This is a genomic window from Amycolatopsis sp. NPDC039088, assembly GCF_055598845.1.
In genome coordinates, this window is record NZ_JBVKAE010000063.1 from 15,092 (window position 1) to 31,395 (window position 16,304).

Annotated in this window: 16 protein-coding genes; 8 read left to right on the forward strand and 8 right to left on the reverse strand. The window is 68.4% G+C overall.

Annotated elements, in window-relative coordinates:
* Nucleotides 1-132 precede the first annotated feature (132 nt).
* Nucleotides 133-1,104: a R2-like ligand-binding oxidase gene (locus tag ACZ7KI_RS41460; RefSeq protein WP_470278478.1), complete on the reverse strand. Its 972-nt coding sequence runs from the start codon at nt 1,102-1,104 to the stop codon at nt 133-135.
* A 16-nt stretch (nt 1,105-1,120) separates the two neighbouring features.
* Complete coding sequence (locus ACZ7KI_RS41465) at nt 1,121-1,732, reverse strand: TetR/AcrR family transcriptional regulator (RefSeq protein WP_470278479.1); 612 nt, start codon at nt 1,730-1,732, stop codon at nt 1,121-1,123.
* 94 nt (nt 1,733-1,826) lie between these two features.
* Here ACZ7KI_RS41465 and ACZ7KI_RS41470 point away from each other — a divergent pair, with 94 nt between their 5' ends.
* On the forward strand, nt 1,827-2,480 hold the full coding sequence (locus tag ACZ7KI_RS41470; RefSeq protein ID WP_470278480.1) for an HAD family hydrolase: 654 nt from the start codon (nt 1,827-1,829) through the stop codon (nt 2,478-2,480).
* On the opposite strand, the gene ACZ7KI_RS41475 is transcribed toward ACZ7KI_RS41470, so the two are convergent.
* Nucleotides 2,416-2,661 carry a hypothetical protein gene (locus tag ACZ7KI_RS41475; protein ID WP_470278481.1) on the reverse strand — a complete coding sequence of 82 codons (246 nt, stop codon included), beginning with the start codon at nt 2,659-2,661 and terminating at the stop codon, nt 2,416-2,418. The genes ACZ7KI_RS41470 and ACZ7KI_RS41475 overlap by 65 nt on opposite strands.
* Before the next feature lie 132 nt (nt 2,662-2,793).
* On the opposite strand from ACZ7KI_RS41475, the gene ACZ7KI_RS41480 reads away from it, so the two are divergent.
* A complete protein-coding gene (locus tag ACZ7KI_RS41480) occupies nt 2,794-3,180 on the forward strand; it encodes a cold-shock protein (protein ID WP_101610878.1) in 387 nt (128 codons plus the stop codon).
* A gap of 607 nt (nt 3,181-3,787) precedes the next feature.
* On the opposite strand, the gene ACZ7KI_RS41485 is transcribed toward ACZ7KI_RS41480, so the two are convergent.
* The 3 genes from ACZ7KI_RS41485 to ACZ7KI_RS41495 are packed head-to-tail and all read right to left on the reverse strand — an operon-like array spanning nt 3,788 to nt 7,052.
* Nucleotides 3,788-4,252: a DUF2771 family protein gene (locus ACZ7KI_RS41485; protein WP_470278488.1), complete on the reverse strand. Its 465-nt coding sequence runs from the start codon at nt 4,250-4,252 to the stop codon at nt 3,788-3,790.
* Between the two features lie 28 nt (nt 4,253-4,280).
* Complete coding sequence (locus ACZ7KI_RS41490) at nt 4,281-6,230, reverse strand: MFS transporter (protein ID WP_470278482.1); 1,950 nt, start codon at nt 6,228-6,230, stop codon at nt 4,281-4,283.
* A gap of 51 nt (nt 6,231-6,281) precedes the next feature.
* Nucleotides 6,282-7,052, reverse strand: coding sequence for a glutaminyl-peptide cyclotransferase (locus ACZ7KI_RS41495; RefSeq protein ID WP_470278483.1), 771 nt, complete (start codon nt 7,050-7,052; stop codon nt 6,282-6,284).
* Nucleotides 7,053-7,101: 49 nt separating this feature from the next.
* On the opposite strand from ACZ7KI_RS41495, the gene ACZ7KI_RS41500 reads away from it, so the two are divergent.
* A complete protein-coding gene (locus ACZ7KI_RS41500; RefSeq protein WP_470278484.1) occupies nt 7,102-8,049 on the forward strand; it encodes a DUF3027 domain-containing protein in 948 nt (315 codons plus the stop codon).
* Nucleotides 8,039-10,852: a sacsin N-terminal ATP-binding-like domain-containing protein gene (locus tag ACZ7KI_RS41505; RefSeq protein WP_470278485.1), complete on the forward strand. Its 2,814-nt coding sequence runs from the start codon at nt 8,039-8,041 to the stop codon at nt 10,850-10,852. Before ACZ7KI_RS41500 ends, ACZ7KI_RS41505 begins: the two co-directional genes overlap by 11 nt.
* Nucleotides 10,853-10,874: 22 nt before the next feature.
* Here ACZ7KI_RS41505 and ACZ7KI_RS41510 read toward each other — a convergent pair whose 3' ends face one another.
* Nucleotides 10,875-11,102 carry a DUF2530 domain-containing protein gene (locus tag ACZ7KI_RS41510; RefSeq protein ID WP_470278489.1) on the reverse strand — a complete coding sequence of 76 codons (228 nt, stop codon included), beginning with the start codon at nt 11,100-11,102 and terminating at the stop codon, nt 10,875-10,877.
* An 81-nt stretch (nt 11,103-11,183) separates the two neighbouring features.
* Here ACZ7KI_RS41510 and ACZ7KI_RS41515 point away from each other — a divergent pair, with 81 nt between their 5' ends.
* The 4 genes from ACZ7KI_RS41515 to ACZ7KI_RS41530 all read left to right on the forward strand — a co-directional run bounded on the left by ACZ7KI_RS41515 (nt 11,184) and on the right by ACZ7KI_RS41530 (nt 15,096).
* Nucleotides 11,184-12,641 carry an NCS2 family permease gene (locus tag ACZ7KI_RS41515; protein ID WP_470278490.1) on the forward strand — a complete coding sequence of 486 codons (1,458 nt, stop codon included), beginning with the start codon at nt 11,184-11,186 and terminating at the stop codon, nt 12,639-12,641.
* A gap of 219 nt (nt 12,642-12,860) precedes the next feature.
* Entirely contained in the window at nt 12,861-13,292 is a 432-nt protein-coding gene (locus ACZ7KI_RS41520) for a MarR family winged helix-turn-helix transcriptional regulator (protein WP_061984941.1), read from the forward strand.
* Between the two features lie 110 nt (nt 13,293-13,402).
* Nucleotides 13,403-14,662, forward strand: a complete 1,260-nt coding sequence (locus ACZ7KI_RS41525) for an MFS transporter (RefSeq protein WP_470278491.1) — start codon at nt 13,403-13,405, stop codon at nt 14,660-14,662.
* Nucleotides 14,659-15,096, forward strand: coding sequence for a hypothetical protein (locus tag ACZ7KI_RS41530; RefSeq protein ID WP_470278486.1), 438 nt, complete (start codon nt 14,659-14,661; stop codon nt 15,094-15,096). The genes ACZ7KI_RS41525 and ACZ7KI_RS41530 overlap by 4 nt, the downstream gene beginning before the upstream one ends.
* Here ACZ7KI_RS41530 and ACZ7KI_RS41535 read toward each other — a convergent pair.
* A complete protein-coding gene (locus tag ACZ7KI_RS41535; protein ID WP_470278487.1) occupies nt 15,093-16,112 on the reverse strand; it encodes a hypothetical protein in 1,020 nt (339 codons plus the stop codon). The genes ACZ7KI_RS41530 and ACZ7KI_RS41535 overlap by 4 nt on opposite strands.
* Between the last annotated feature and the right edge of the window lie 192 nt (nt 16,113-16,304).

Here is a 16,304-nt window from a genome sequence, read left to right on the forward strand (position 1 = left end):
CCTTGAGGGACCCAGGGTCCCTCAAGGAGTCCTTCACGGACCGGCCGCTACCCGGCTCACCCACCGTAGGTACCCAAAACACCGTTCGCCAGAACCCCAATCGCCACTCACGACCCCCGCGACCTTCGCGCGCTAAGCCGTCACAGCGGCAGCCGCCTCAGCGATCGCCTTCGCGTCTTCCTCACCGAAGGTCTCTTCGAGGTTTTCGGGCGAGTAGTCGAGGTCGATCTGTTCGACCGGCATCCCGCGCGCGGACTCGATGGCGCCGAGCCGACGCTGCGCGCGGTCTGCGGCGTACTGGATGATCTCCTGCGGATCGTTGTCGAACGGGATCTCCTCGAACTGGTCCTGCACCCACTGGATCATGTTGAGCGCGTGGGGAAGCAGCTCACCCATCCGCTGCTGCACCGCGTCCCACAGCGAGTCGTCCGCGGCCACGTGGCGGCGGCAGGTGAAGGTGCCCCAGGCCATGTGGCGGCGTTCGTCGTCGCCGATGCGGCGTACCAGTTCCTGCATCCCGGGCAGGATGTCGTGCTGGGTGCAGATCAGTTGCCACGAGTAGTAGCCGGTCAGCGCGAGACTGCCTTCGATGACGTGGTTGTAGGTGACGCTCGCGCGGATCTGGTTGAGCGGACTGGGATCGTCCTCCAGTGCGCGCAGGGATTGCGGCAGCTCTTCGTAGAAAAGCTTGCGGTAGTGCGGATTCTCCGCGACATACGGATGCAGGTCTTCGGTCAACCCGACCGCGTCCATCCAGCGGCGGAACACTTCGGTGTGTTTGGCCTCTTCGAAACAGAACTGCGTCAGGTACATCTCGTCGCCGAAGCGGCCGGTCGCGGACATCGCCCGCATGAACGGCTGGATGTCTTCGGTGACCGCCTCTTCCCCAGCGATGAACTGTGCCACCAGATACGTCGTCGAACGCTGCTGTTCCGGGTTGAGGGAGTCCCAGCCTTCGCGTTCACGGGAGAAGTCGATGTCGGCGGGATTCCAGAACTTCTTGTTCCCCTTGACGAACAGCCGTAGCGGGAACGAGTCCCAGTTCAGCCCGCCCTTGCGCAAGGAGGAAAAACCGGTCCGCAGCTCGGAAAGCGTATCGGTCATGACGTACCCCTTCGTGTCACTCCATTGTGGACGAATCGGTGGTCAGCGCCCGGATGGACGGCGCCAGCACGGCGACGACCGCGGCCGCCGCCTCGTCGGCCGGATGCGTCGGCATGACGAGATGGGACAGGGAGAGCCGCACGACGGTTTCCGCCAGCAGTTCGGCGGATTCCGGCGAGAGTGACGGCTCGAACTCGCGGTACTGCCCGGCCGCGACCTCGGTGGCGGCGGTCAGGATCGGTTCGCCCTTGGTGGTGAGCAACGGAAGGAGGTCCTCGCCGGCTTCGGTGCCCAGCGTGGTCGCGACGAGCCGGTTCTCGCGGGCGTGCTCGATCGTGTAGACGACGGCCTCGCGGATCCCGGTGAGGAGGTCCTCCGCGTGCTCGACCCGCAGCCGGATGCCCTCCAGGAACTCCGACGTCGTCCGGAGCACGACGGCCTGTGCGAGCGCCGCCTTGTTCCCGAACTCGTTGTAGACGGTCTGCCTGCTCACTCCGGCGTGCGCGGCGACGTCCGCCATGCGCAGCGCCGTGTAGCCGCGCTCCGGGAGCAGTTCGGTGGCGGCGTCGAGCAGCGCCTCCCGCAGAGAGGCCTTGGTCCGATCGGAGAAGCTGGTGATCTCGCCCACATCTCCAGCTTGACACAGATCAAGCCCATGTCAAAGGAGTTGACGACGACCCGTCCTGTGTAAATCAGTCGGTGGTGGCGGCTACCGTGGCTGCGTGGGCATCACCGTGGGGTTCGACCTCGACATGACACTGATCGATCCGCGGCCTGGCATGGTCGCGGTGATGAACGCGCTCGGCGTGGAATCGGGCCTGCCGCTGGACGGCGAGTATTTCGCGGCCAACCTCGGCCCGCCCCTCGACGACAGCCTGCGTGGGTTCGGGGCGCCGGAGGAGCGCATCCCGGAACTGGTCACGCGGTTCCGCGCGATGTACCCGGAGGTCGTCGTGCCGGTGACGGTCGCGCTGCCCGGCGCGGCCGAAGCGCTCCACGCCGTCCGCGAGGCGGGCGGGCGCACGGTCGTCGTCACCGGCAAGTTCGCACCCAACGCGAAACTCCACCTCGACGCGCTCGGCCTCGAGGTCGACGTGCTGGTCGGGGAGCTGTGGTCGACGGAGAAGGCCGCCGCGCTCACCGAGCACGGCGCCCGTGTCTACGTCGGAGACCACCTCGGTGACGTCCGCGGCGCGCTCGCGGCGGGCGCGGTGCCCGTCGGGGTCACGACGGGCCCGTGCGGCAAGGCCGAACTGCTCGCGGAAGGAGCCGACGTGGTCCTCGACTCGCTGACCGAGTTCCCCGGCTGGTTCAGCTCTTTCGGCGAGCCTCGCGAACCAGGGCGATCAGACCGAGCGCCAGACCCAGCGGGGTGATCACGCCGGCCGCGGCGGAAAGCCACACCGGCAGGTTGTCCAGCCCGAGGGCGAACAGGATGAACACGGCTGTGACGGCGATCATGCCGATCGCGAACAGGCCGATGCCCACGCGCATGAGGATCGGTTTGCCCGGCTTTCCGGGGACGGCCACAGCGGCCTCCTTTCCTGCGGTCTCCATGAAGCAGAGGGTATCCGCCGGTATCCGCTTCTCCACAGGGCATGTGGCGAGATAGGCTTATGGGACGCGCGCCCTGGGTACGCCCCCGGGCGCGTTCGTTGTGAGCGGGACAGCAAAGGACTGGTGAGGGAAGTGCCGACCGGCAAGGTCAAGTGGTACGACGCGGAGAAGGGTTTCGGTTTCGTCACCCAGGATGGGGGCGCCGACGTCTACATCCGCAAAGCCGCGCTGCCGCAGGGCGTCGAAGGGCTCAAGGCGGGTCAGCGCCTCGAGTTCGGTGTCGCCGACGGTCGCCGCGGCCCGCAAGCGCTCTCCGTCAGGCTGTTGGATCCGCCGCCCTCGGTCGCCGAGGCACGTCGTCGTCCCGCCGAAGAGCTGCACGGGCTCATCGAGGACATGATCAAGCTGCTCGAGCTCAAGGCGCAGCCGGACCTGCGGCGCAACCGCTACCCGGACCGCAAGAACACCAAGCAGATCGCCGAGATCATGCGCGCCGTCGCCCGGGACCTCGATCCCTGATCGGCAGCGCTTCGGTGGCAATGCCGGGAGCTCAAGACCGGCGGCTTGGTCTTGTTCGGGTGTGTTTGCCCAGCTTGGAGGGCTTTCCCGGCGGCATCGTTGCGACCCCCGTGGTGGTCGGCCGTCGCTGAAAGTGTTGGAAGTCCGTGAAGGCCTCCTTCCCTACTCTCAAGGCAGGGTCCCGGCAAAGTCGAAATCTTGCTGGTCGGTGACCTCTTGGTCATGGCGCAGGCCGACGTCTATGAAGGAATTGGGACGTTGAGTGTCCCAATTCCTTCATAGACACGGGGTCGCACCCGGTTGCGAAGCTTGATCAACAGAACTTCAGGGGCATGCCCCTGAACCCGGTACACCTCGAGTGTGGAGGATTTGGGACCTTCACCGTCCCAAATCCTCCACACTCGGACCCCGCAGGCATCAGCGATGCCACATCCGGCCCACCAAGAACAAGTGCCGACCAGCACTTATGCGACTTTGCCGGGGCCCTGCTTTGAAGGTAGGGAAGGAGGCCTTCACGGACCACGATTTAGGGTGCCGCCCCTTGAGTTCCTGGCACGCGCATCGGCTTGTGGGGTGAGCACGCGCGATAGCAAAGGTCCCTTGCTGCTCAGGCGGTGGGCGGTTCGACCTGCAGCGACCAGATCGCGGTGGTGATCGCCTCGGCGTCCTCCGGACGGCCGGTCTGGCTGATCACCGAAGCCTGCGCGACCTCGACGACGAGGATCTGGTCGTCGGGCTTGGGCGTCGTCACGGTGTAGGCGAAGCGGTCCAGCGACGTGATGATGTCCTGCTTCAGTTCCTGCGGCTCGCCCTTGCCGTTCACGTACTGCACCGTGACCTTCCACGGCGTTTCCGCGATCCCGCTCGGCACCGAGATCTGCACCGGCTTCCCCGGCCGGACGCGCAGCTTGCCCGCGGCGTCGGGCCTGGTCGTGCACTGGGCGGTCGCGACGTCGCAGGACGCCAGCGGGGTGACGTTCACCGTCTTCCCGTCGGCGAAGAAGGTCACCTCTTCGGGGCCGGGGGCCGAGCAACCGGCCACCACGAAACCACCCGCCGCGAGCAGGGCCAAGATACGAAGTCGCCGCATACGGTGAAGATTACGAGCCCGGCCGCCACCGGGAGTCACCGGCCTCCGACGGGACCGGTGTTTCGCTGGTCGGCTGCGGGCGCAGCGGCCGGTCGCCGCCGAGACCCGGGATCAGCGAAGTCCCGCGCCGGACCAGGAGGGTCTGGGTGAACCCGACGGCCAGCAGGATCGACAGCACGAGGAACCCGATCCAGTACGTCGGCGGCAGCAGCAGGCCGACGGCACCGCCGAAGCACCAGGACATCTGCAGCACGGTCTCCGACCGCCCGAACGCCGACGCGCGCGACTCCTCCGGCAGGTCTTCCTGGATGACGGCGTCGAGGCTGATCTTCGCCAGCGCGCTCGCGGTGGCGCCGACGAGCGCGACGATCGCCGCCGTCGCCAGCCCGGCCGCCACGGTGGCGATGATCGCGATGCCCAGACAGGCGCCGACACAGGCCAGGATCACCTGATCCGGTTTGCCGAAGTGCAGCCGCGAACCGAGCGCGTTCCCCAGGAAACCACCGACACCGGCCGCGGCGCCGATGATGCCGAGCAGCAGCAACTGGTCGAACGGGCTCTGCCCGCTGCCCTCGGCCTGCGCCTTCACCGCGAACGCGGAGAACATCATCAGGAACCCGGTCAGCACGCGGACGGTGCCGTTGCCCCACAACGAGACCACGATCTGCCGCCCCATCGGCTGCCGCTGCTTTTTGACCCGCCGCTCGGGGTGGGCCGACAGCGAAGCGGGCACCTCGCCCTCGGTCTTTTCGACCCACGACGGGATGCGCATCGACTGCACCGCGGCGGCGACACAGATCAGCATCGTGAACCACAGCGCGCCCTGTGAACCCCAGATCGCGTTGATCCCGCTCGCCAGCGCGCCGAACGCGCCGGCGGCGACGAGGCCGAACACGGTGAGCCGGGCGTTCGTCTTCGAAAGGGTGATCTCGGGTGGCAGCACCCGCGGTGTCACCGCCGCTTTGAGGACGGTGAACGACTTCGACAGCACCATCATGCCCAGCGCCGCCGGGTACAGGAGCCAGTCGTCGAAGTGCAGTGCCATCACGATGGCCATCAGCGCCTGACCGGCCGAAGACACGCACATCGCGAGCCTGCGGCCGCGCTGGATCTTGTCCAGCGCCGGGCCGATCACCGGCGCGACCAGCGCGAACGGGGCGATCGTGATGAGCAGGTAGAGCGCGACCTTGCCCTTGCTCTCCCCGCTGGTCGCGGCGAAGAACAGCGTGTTGGCCAGCGCGATCGCCATCGCGGCGTCGCTGGCGTAGTTCAGCATCACCGCGTACGTCAGTGAAGTCAGGCCCGATTTGTCGGCGCCGTCCGCCTTGGTCGCCCGCTGGAACGCGCCGACGGCCTGTCCGGTGAGCTGACGGCTGCGCATCGCCGCGACCCGGGTGACCGTGATCTTCTTCGGCATCCTCGGCAGGGGCCCGGCCCGCGGCGGGACGGCGGTCGTCGGGTGCTCCTGCGGGAATTCCTCGGCGACCCGCGGTTCACCCGCGTAACCACCGGTGTCGTAGTGCTCGTATTCGCCGCTGCCGGGCGGGTGCTCGTCGTAGAACCCGCCCGGACGACGCCGGACGGGTTCCGTCTGCCGCTGCGAAGGATCGGGATACGGCCGAGCGCCGCGGGGCGGCGTCTGCGGTGGTGGCGGCGGAGTGCGAGGCGGTGGCGGCGGTGGCTGGTGGTGCCCCATCGGGATCGCGCTGGTGCGTGCCTCGTCGGCGGTCGGCCCGGCCGGATGTGGCTGGTAGTGGGGCTGGTGATTCGGTTGGGGACGGGCCGCGCGTGGCGGGACCGGCTGCTGCTCGACGCGGGTCGGCGGCGGCGTCGACCAGTCGCGCGCTTGGGCGGCGCCGGGCTCCGGCGTCCACTTGCGCTTGCTCTTGCGGCCACGCTCCTTGCCCGACCGGCCGGAACGCGTGCCGTCGGGTCCAGAGTTCGTGCCGAAGATTCCCACCCTTCAATCCTGCCTTACGCAGGGACCGCTTCGCGCGTTCACCACTGCTTTCTAGGGGACAGGGACGAACTTCACCCGGAACATCTTGGGCCAGAGCTTGCCGGTGATCAGGAATTCGTCGGTCCCCGGCACCGCCGCGATGCCGTTGAGGACGTCGGCGGAACTCCGCTCGCCCGGCTCCAGCAATCCCGACGCGTCGATTTCGCCGGTGACGCGCCCGGACGCGGCGTCGATCCGCAGGATCCGGTCCGTCTGCCAGACGTTCGCGTACACGGCGTCGCCGACGCACTCCAGTTCGTTCAGCTGATCACGCCCGACGTCGACGCTGCCCGTCGGCGCGAACGACACCGGATCGCGGAAAGTGAGCTTCGACGAGCCGTCGCTCATCACCAGTTGCCCGGTGCCCTCGCGGTGGCAGAGGCCCCAGCCCTCACCGGTGTAGGGCACGCGACGGCGTTCGGCCAGCGTCTTGGCGTCGCGTTCGATCGCGACGCCGTCCTGCCAGGTGATCTGCCAGACCGTCGGCCCGAGCACGGTGATGCCCTCCCCGAACAGACCGGGAAGTTCCTGCCGGACCGACGGCGCCGCACCCGCGGGCCCGGCCCGCATCGACGACTTCCCGACCAGGCCGGTCCCCTCGAACAGCGTCTCGCCGGAGAACTCGAGCCCTTGGGTGAAGGCGGCCGGGTCGTGCGGCAGTGACGAGAGCACCCGCACCTTGAGCTTTTCGGGCGCGGCCGGGCGCGCCTGGTTCACCGGCGCGGCGGCGCAACCACCGAGAACGGCGGCGAGGAGGAGCGATGTGGTCAGCAGCGTGCGCACGCGGACAGCCTGACATGGACGGCGAGAAGGCGTGCGGCAGAATGGGGGTATGACCCTGCTGTTGACCCTGGACGACGGCTCTATCCAGCGCAAACTCGCCGAGGCGGTCGATCTCGCCCGCGACGCGGTGCTGGCGGACGCCGGTCCCGATCAGGTCGGCGCGCACGTCGGCGTCGAACGTGAGGACGCGGTTTCCGCCAGTCACCTGTTCGAGGCGACCGTGTCGGGTTATCGGGGTTGGCGCTGGTCGGTGACGGTCGCGCTGGCCGGTGAGGACCAGCCGATCACGATCAGCGAGGTCGTGCTCATCCCCGGTCCGGACGCGCGCGTCGCCCCGGCGTGGGTTCCGTGGGACCGCCGGGTGCAGGCGGGCGATCTCGGCGTCGGCGACATCTTCCCGACGGAGAAGGACGACCCGCGGCTCGCCCCGGCGTACCTGGCGTCCGACGACCCGGCGGTCGAAGCGGTCGCCATGGAGACCGGGCTCGGCCGCGTCCACGTGCTCTCCCGGTACGGCAGGCTCGACGCCGCCGCCCGCTGGCACGGCGGTGAATTCGGCCCGCGGTCGGATATGGCGCGCAGCGCGCCGGACGTCTGCGGCAGCTGCGGGTTCTTCGTGCCGCTCGCGGGGTCGCTCAGCGCGGCCTTCGGCGCGTGCACCAATGACATCTCCCCGGCGGACGGCCACGTCGTCGACGTCGAGTACGGCTGCGGCGCGCATTCCGAGATCGAGGTCGAGGTGACCTCGTCGGTTCCGGTGGCGGAACTGGTCTACGACGACTCGCTGATCGACTACGAGGCCGCGCCGGAAGCCCCTGCCGAGCCCGAGGTCGCCGAGGCACCCGTGGTCGACGAGGCCGAGGCGCCGGTTGCCGAGGTGCCCGAAACCGCCGAGGTCCAGCCCGAAGTCGAACCCGAGGTCACCGAGACCACTGACACCACCGAGGCCACCGCCGACGAGGCGCAGGTCGAAGCCGAAAGCGCCAGTGAGCACTGACCCGTTCGGCACCGAGCGGTTACGCGCCGCCGTCCTGCGCGCGTGGGCGGATTCGCCGACGCGGTTCACCGAGGACACCAACACCGAGAACGATCTCCGCGTCGGCGGCTACCGTGACCGGCTGTTCGTCGAACTCGCGCAGAACGCCGCCGACGCCGCCCTGGCCGACGGCGAGCGCGGCAGGCTTCGGGTGTCCGTTGTGGACGGTGAACTGAGGTTCGCCAACACGGGTGCGCCGCTGGACGCCCGCGGTGTCGAATCCCTTGCCTCGCTGCGCGCTTCCGGCAAGGGCGACGATACGGTCGGCCGCTTCGGTGTCGGTTTCGCCGCCGTGCTCACGGTTTCCGCCGAACCGCGGATCGTTTCGACGACCGGCGGCGTCGCGTTCTCCGCGACCCGCACGCGAACCGAGGCAGCCCGCGCCGGTGACGTTCCGGTACTCCGGCTGCCGTGGCCGGTCTCGGCCGACGAACCTCCCGTGCCGGAAGGTTTCACCACCGAGGTCCGGCTGCCGGTACGCGACGGCGTCGATCTCCCCGCCGTGCTGGCGGAGCTGGCGAGCACCGTCGGTGATCTCCTGCTCACCTTGTCCTGGCTGGAGAGCATCGAGATCGAAGGCGGTGTCTGGCGCCGGACCGATCTCGGCGACGGCGTCGTCGAACTCTCGTCGCCGGACGGGTCCGCCGACCATTGGCAGGTCCACCGCGGTGACGTCGTCTGGGCGGTCCCGCTGGACGGATCCGGTTCGCCGCGGCCGCTCGGCGAAGACGTCCTGCACGCGCCGACCCCCACCGACGACGAACTTTCCCTGCCCGCGCGGCTGATCGCGACGCTGCCGATCGAGCCGTCGCGCCGTCGTGCGCTGCCGGGGCCGGAGCTGACGGCGGCATTGAAGAACGCCGCGCGTGAGTACATCGAACTCGTGCGTTCCTTACCCGCCAAGGAACGGCTGGCGCTCGTACCCGGCGGAGGCTTTCCGCGTTCCACTGTGGACGGAACGCTGCGCGAAGCCATTCTGGAGAACCTCACCGACTCGCCCTGGCTGCCCGCGCAAGAGGGGGACGATCTGCCAGGGCGGCAGGCACGGGTCTTGTCGGTCGACGTTCCGGGATTGGCGCCCTTGTTGGCCGATCTCGTGCCCGGACTGGTTTCCCTGTCCGGTGTGGACCTTCGCGCCGTTGGTGCGCGGTCGCTTTCGCCTGTCGAAGCCATCGAACTGCTGACCGGGATCCAGCGCGAGCCCTCGTGGTGGCACTCGCTCTACGACGTCCTGCTCCCGGCCCTCGAAGCGCACGATCTCACCAAGGACGACCTTGGCGCCTTGCCGGTGCCGATGTCGGACGGCCGAACGTTGCCCGGCGTGCGTGACGCACTGCTCGTCGGCGGTTCGGCGGAGCTGCTCGAATTGCTGTCCGATGTGGACATTCTCGGGCTGAGGCTCGTGCACCCGGTCGCCGCGCATCCGTTGCTGGAACGCTTGGGCGCCAAACACGCCGAGGCGGGAGACCTGCTCGAAGCCGACGCGCTGAGCGCCGCCGTCGAGCGCAGTGTCGAAGACGTCCAGTCCGGTTTGGACGGTATGGCGCTCGCGGGTGCTGTGCTCCGCCTGATCGCCGAAGTCGGCGACGACGCCCCCGAATGGGCGGGTGCGTTGGCCTTGCCCGGCGAAGACGGCTGGCGGCGCGCGGACGAACTCGTGCTGCCGACTTCGCCCCTCGGCGACGTTTTCGACCCCGAGGTCTTCGAAGAAGATGGACCTTTGTCCATTTTGGACGAGGAATTCGCCGAGGATTGGCCGGTGGCCACGCTTGTCGCGGTCGGCGTCCTCGATTCGTTCGCGATCGTTTCCGACGACGATCCGCTGGAACCCGAGCACGGCCTGCCCGACGAACACGACTGGTGGGACGCACGGGAGAAGCCGCCGTCACGAGTGCTCGCCGTCCGCGATCTCGACCTCGTCGCCGACGACGCCTGGCCCGAGGCACTGCGGCTGCTCGCGGCCCGCCCGGAAACCTGGCGTGCCCTCACCGAGCCCGGTGGGCACACTGGCTGGTGGCTCGCGCGGTACGCGCTTCTGGCCGGGCACGCGCCGCTCGACTGGCGGATGCCCGAGGCCGCCGGGCTGGCCGGACTCTACGACGTCGTCCCGGATTCGGGGCTGAGCAAGGAGATCCTGCTCGCCGCGGGAGTGCGGACCGCTCTGACGGTCGACACCGCCGAGGACGTCGAAGATCTCCTTGAGCGACTGGGAGACCCCGAGCGCACGGTGAGCCCTGGTCTCGCTTCACGGGCGCACGCGGCGCTCGCCGAGGCCGAAGTGGACGTCGACGCGCCGGATCGCGTCCGGGTCGCGGACGGTTCGGCCGTCGACGCCCGGAACGCCGTCGTACTCGACATCCCGTGGTTCGCCGCCGTACTGGCGCCGGACCGGATGGTCGTCACTGCGAGCGGTGCCGGTGCGCTGGCGGAGTTGCTGGATCTGCCGGTGGCGAGCGGCCTCGACGCCAAGGTCACCGACGACGGCGAGTACGTGCCGTGGACCGAGCTTTCCGCGTTGCGGCTGGCCGCCGATCAGCTGGGCGTCGAACTACCCGACGGCGGGGTGCTGCTGCATGAGACGCTGACGGTGGCCTTCGAGGACGCCGAACGCGACGTCGCCTGGTGGTCGGATGGCAGGCTGCACGCCGCCGACACCCCGGAAGGCCTCGCGCGGGCGTTCGCCTGGGCCACGGACCGGTGGGCCGACCGGCACGTCCTCACAGCCCTGCTGGAAGACCCCTCACCCGCCGCCCTCCTGAACTGACGCATTCAGAGGACCAAACGCGTCAGAAGCGCTGGGCCCCGCGGGAGCCGCGACGGGCGGCGGCGCGCTGCCAGGCGATGATCGCGAGACCGATGAAGCCGAGCACGACGCCGGCGAGCGACGTCTGCACCCAGATGCCGTCGGTCACAAAGAACAGGACCACGGTCGCGACGGCCCAGAGCGAGGTACCTACGATCACGACCGGCGTCAGATCGGTCAGCCGCTTCGGCAGCTCCGGCGTATGCCGCAATGAACCGTTTACTTCCCCGGAATTGATCGATTCGCCCACGTGGGGAAGGGTACCCGGCAACGGGCGAAGGGTTGGTACGCGATGGCGGAGCAGCGCACCCGGTCCACACTGGACCGATACTTCAAGATCAGTGAGCGCGGCTCGACACCGGGCCGTGAGATCCGCGGCGGGATCGTCACCTTCTTCACGATGGCCTACATCGTGGTCCTCAACCCGCTGATCATCGGCAGCTTCTCCGCTTCCGACGCCGGCGCGCACAAGGACGTCGTCGGGAACATCCTTCCGGTCCCGCAGGTCGCCGCGGTGACCGCGCTGGTCGCCGGTGTGCTGACCATCATCATGGGGCTGGTCGCGAACTACCCGTTCGCCATCGCCACCGGCCTCGGCATCAACAGCCTGGTCGCGGTCACCCTCGCCTCGCAGATGACCTGGCCCGAGGCGATGGGCCTCGTGGTGATCGAGGGCCTGGTCATCGTCCTGCTGGTCTTCGCCGGGATCCGCACGGCGGTGTTCAACGCCGTGCCACCGCAGCTCAAATCCGCGATCGCCGTCGGCATCGGCCTGTTCATCACGCTGATCGGCCTGGTCGACGCCGGCTTCGTCCGCCGCGTCCCGGACGACGCGAAGACCACCGTCCCGGTCGGGCTCGGCATCAACGGCTCGATCGCCTCGTGGCCGACGCTGGTGTTCGTCGTCGGCCTGCTGGTCACCGGCATCCTGGTCGCGAAACGGGTCAAAGGCGCGATCCTGATCGGTGTCCTCGCCTCGACCGTGCTGGCGATCGTCGTCGAGTCGATCACGAAGGTCGGCCCGTCCAAGGGTGTCAACCCGCAGGGCTGGAACCTCGGCTACCCGGCGCTGCCCGATCAGGTCCTCGGCCTGCCGGACCTCTCGCTGGTCGGCGACATCTCCTTCGGCGCGTGGACCCGGCTGCCGATCATCACCGTCGTACTGCTGGTGTTCACCCTGGTGCTGGCGGACTTCTTCGACACCATGGGCTCGATGACGGGACTGGCCAAGGAGGCCGACCTCCTGCCGCCGGACGGCAAACTCCCGAACGTCGGCAAGGCCCTGTTCGTCGACGGCCTCGCGGGCGCGGCGGGCGGCTTCGCGTCGTCGAGCTCGAACACCGTCTACGTCGAATCCGCGTCCGGTATCGCCGAAGGGGCCAGGACCGGCCTCGCGAACGTCGTCACCGGCGTGCTCTTCATCGCGGCGATGTTCCTGACCCCGCTCTACCAGGTCGTCCCGGTCGAGGCCGCGGCTCCGGCGCTGGTCGTCGTCGGCGCGCTGATGATGAGCCAGGTCAAGGAGATCGACTTCTCCGACTTCACCATCGCGCTGCCCGCCTTCTTGACCATCGTGGTCATGCCGTTCACCTACTCGATCGCGAACGGCATCGGCGCGGGCTTCGTCAGCTACGTCGTCATCCGCGCGGTCACGGGCAAGGCGAAGGGTGTTCATCCGCTGATGTGGGCCATCGCGGTGATGTTCGTCGCCTACTTCGCGGTTGGCCCCATCCAGGCTGTGTTTTCCTGATCGCGCTGACGCGAATACGTCAACGGGGCCGTTCGAAGGGATGTCACCTTCGCGATCAAGCGCCCCGCTGCCGCATTCGCGTGGCCTTCGGCCGAAAGAGGCGCGATCGGTGAAGTCTCAGTCGGGCGCTGAGCGCCCTTTGTGAGACCGTACCAGCGCTTTTGTCACCCGTGGTCGATCTCACGGGCCGGGAACCCGATCGTGAGGTATGCTAACTATATGTCCGGAGACACGCACGAGCGCTCACTGGCGAGCCGCCTGCGTCTCGCGGTGGTACGGCTCAATCGACGGCTACGGGCACAGCGCGCCGGTGACGGCATCTCGCTGACACAGGTGTCCGCACTGTCCACGCTGCACAAATGCGGTGCGCTGACCCCCGGCCAGCTGGCCGCGAAGGAAGGCGTTCAACCCCCGTCGATGACGAGGGTGATAGCCGCGCTCGAGGAGATGGACTACGTCGAGCGCAGGCCGCATCCGACGGACGGCCGCCAGGCCATCGTCGAGTTGTCGGACCGTGGCCGGGCCTACGTGATCGAGCAGATCACCGCGCGGGAGATCTGGCTGGACAAACAATTGGCGGAGTTGAGCGCGGGGGAACGTGAAGTGCTCTCTCGCGCCGCCGAGATCATCGACAGGATGGCGGGGAACTAGCAGCGGTGACGACCACGGGTAGCGAAACACAGTGTCCTTCGAAGACCACCGCTACTCGCGAACCCGCTCCACCACCACCCACGTCCGGTAAGGACAAGCCGCGCGGGAGCATGTTCTCCTCGCTGAAGGTGCGCAACTACCGGCTCTTCTTCACCGGCCAGGTCATCTCGAACATCGGCACCTGGATGCAGCGCATCGCGCAGGACTGGCTGGTGTTCACCCTCAGCGGCAACAACCCGATCGCGCTCGGCATCGCGGTCGCGCTGCAGTTCCTGCCGACGCTGTTCCTCTCGCTGTGGGCGGGGGTGCTGGCCGACCGCGTCGACAAGCGGCGGCTGCTGATCGGCATCCAGATCGCCGTGCTGGCGCAGGCCGTCATCCTCGGCGTGCTCGACCTGAGCGGTATCGCGACGCTCTGGCAGGTCTACGTCCTCTGCTTCACGCTCGGCTGCACGGCGTCGCTGGAAGTGCCCGCGCGGCAGTCGTTCGTCGCCGAGATGGTCGGCAGGGACAAGGTCACCAACGCCGTCGCGCTCAACTCGTCGATCTTCAACATGGCCCGCATCGTCGGTCCGGCCATCGCGGGCTTCGCGATCACCTGGGTCGGGACCGGCTGGCTGTTCATCGCGAACGCCCTGAGCACGGGCGCCGTCATCGCCGCGCTGGCGATGATGAACCCCGACAAGCTCTTCCGCGGCCCGGCCATCCCGCGTGAGAAGGGGCAACTGGTCGAAGGGCTCCGGTACGTCCGGCGGCGTAGCGACCTGATGACCGTGATGGTGCTGGTGTTCTTCGTGAGCACCTTCGGCATCACCTACTTCACCTCGCTGCCGATCGTCGCGGCGAACGTCTTCCACACCAACGCCGACGGCTACGGCCTCCTGTCGACACTGGTCGCCGTCGGTACCTTCACCGGCGCGCTGATGTCCGCCCGCCGCAACACCCGCGGTGGCCCGAGCGTGCGGCTGCTGCTGATCTCGGCGTTCCTGCTCGGGGCGTTCGAAGTGGTCACCGCGTTCATGCCGACCTACCTGACCTTCGGTCTCGCGCTGATCCCGCTGGGCTTCGCTACGATCACGTTCTTGAACACGGCGAACGCGCTGGTGCAGACCGCGGTCAGCCCGGAGATGCGCGGCCGCGTGATGGGTCTGTACGTCCTGGTGCTGATCGGTGGCAACCCCGTTGGAGGGCCGATGACCGGCTGGATGGCCGACGCCTTCGGTGGGCGCTCGCCGTTCTACATCGGCGGCGCGATCTCGGCGCTCGCCGCCGTGGTCTGCGCTGTCGTGCTGATCCGGCGCGGCGGAGTACGCCTGCCGGTGCGGCGGTTCGGCAACGGACTGCGTGTGCTGAAGCGGGAGCGGGTGTGAACACGCTCGGGGTCACCCCCGCGGTGACGAGGTGGAACGACGGCGAGGCCCGGTTCCTGGACTGGACGATCGACGGGGTCGCGCTGCGCACGCTCGAGCCCACACAACATCGGACCCCGCTGTTCCTGGACGACGATCGGTGGCGTGAGTCGGCTGTCGAGAACCTGTCGCGGTTGCTGGGCCACCTGCCGGGTGATTTCGACGACGGGCGGGTCGCGCTGCTCTTCTGCCCGCTGTGCGGCGACCTCGGCTGTGGTGGGTACAGCGTCGAGGTCGTCTTCGGTGACGACGAGGTCGAGTGGCGGGCCTTCGGCTGGCAGTACGACTACGAGCCGTTCGATCCTGACCAGGAGGTCCCGTTCACCGGGGCCAGGTTCGAGCGGAAGGCGTACGAGAAGCTGCTCGGCGACCTCCAGGCGGACTACCGCGCCTAACGGCCGAGCAGCGGCGGCACCATCTTCTCGGCGAGGGCGCTCAGATCGCCGGCGCCCTTGAACTTCAGCGTCTCCCCGGCCGGATCGGCGGTGAGCTGTACGACGACGGTCTTGTCGGCAACCTGCGCCGGCAACCCGGCGATCGTCGTGGTCGGGGTGACGACGGAGGACCGTTCGCTGTAATCCGCGGTCACGCCGTTCAGCTCGCAGCCGGCGAAGAAGGTCGGTTTCGCTTCGTCCGGTGGCACCCCGAGCGCGCGGCCGAGTTCTCCGCACAGCAGCCACGAGATCACCGGGAGCGGCCGGTCCTTGATCGGTCCCGGCTCGGTTTTCTCCAATGGGATCTCGCCGTCTTTGCCGATTTCCGGCAACTTCGGTCCCGGCGGTGTCACGACGGCGATGAGCGCTTCGGCGAGCGCCCTCGCCGTCTTCTCGGGTTCGGAGACCTTGACGATCCTGCCGCGGAGCGAAACGTGCAGCACCGGCGAAGCGCCGTGGTGCGGCGCGACCTCGACGAGTTCGACGCTCAGGTTGGTGCCGCCCTTGTCCGTGGCGACGACCGCGGGCTTGCCGGCGACCGTGGTCTCCGTGGGCAGGCCCCGGCTCGAGTCCTTGGGTAACGCCGGCACCATCTGCACGCTGACGTCGAGTTTCGTGGTGACCGCGCGGCAGGCCGTTCCCGCCTCCCGAAGCGTCCGTCCGCCGAGGATCTCCTCCCAGCGCTGCTCCGGGAGCGCCTGACACAGCACCTGCGCGCCGGTTTCGTCCGTCAGCGCGGCGACCATCTCACCCGTCGGCATCGGCACCGGGCGGAGCGCCAGCCCGGACTTGGACGGCCAGACCGCGGGCAGCTCCGCCTCGGCCTCGGTCGCGTCGTCTTCGTTCAGGACGCTGATCGCGACGAAGATCCCCACGCCGAACAGCAAGAGGACACTCGTCAGCGCGCAGCCCGCCCATATCCACATCGGACGGTCGGTCTTGCGCGCGATGGCGCGGTAGTCGTTCGGGGTGGCCACGGGGTGAAGCTAGCTCTTCGCGGCGCGCCTGTCCTGCGAAACGCCAACTCGATAGGGCAGATCCGGGAGTTGGGCCTTCGAGCCAGGTCGCGGTAGTCTTATTGATCCGTAAGGCAAATGTGGCGTGGTCAGTCTGCGGCGTAGCGGACTTCTTCCTTGCCGAAGAAGGCTTTCACGTGGTCGGGTTGGTTC

Coding starts and splice junctions, on each gene's coding strand:
- ACZ7KI_RS41500 (WP_470278484.1), top strand. CDS start 7,102: ATGACCCTGCTGTTGACCCTGGACGACGGCTCTATCCAGCGCAAACTC.
- ACZ7KI_RS41520 (WP_061984941.1), top strand. CDS start 12,861: ATGTCCGGAGACACGCACGAGCGCTCACTGGCGAGCCGCCTGCGTCTC.
- ACZ7KI_RS41525 (WP_470278491.1), top strand. CDS start 13,403: ATGTTCTCCTCGCTGAAGGTGCGCAACTACCGGCTCTTCTTCACCGGC.
- ACZ7KI_RS41475 (WP_470278481.1), bottom strand. CDS start 2,661: ATGGAGACCGCAGGAAAGGAGGCCGCTGTGGCCGTCCCCGGAAAGCCG.
- ACZ7KI_RS41515 (WP_470278490.1), top strand. CDS start 11,184: ATGGCGGAGCAGCGCACCCGGTCCACACTGGACCGATACTTCAAGATC.
- ACZ7KI_RS41460 (WP_470278478.1), bottom strand. CDS start 1,104: ATGACCGATACGCTTTCCGAGCTGCGGACCGGTTTTTCCTCCTTGCGC.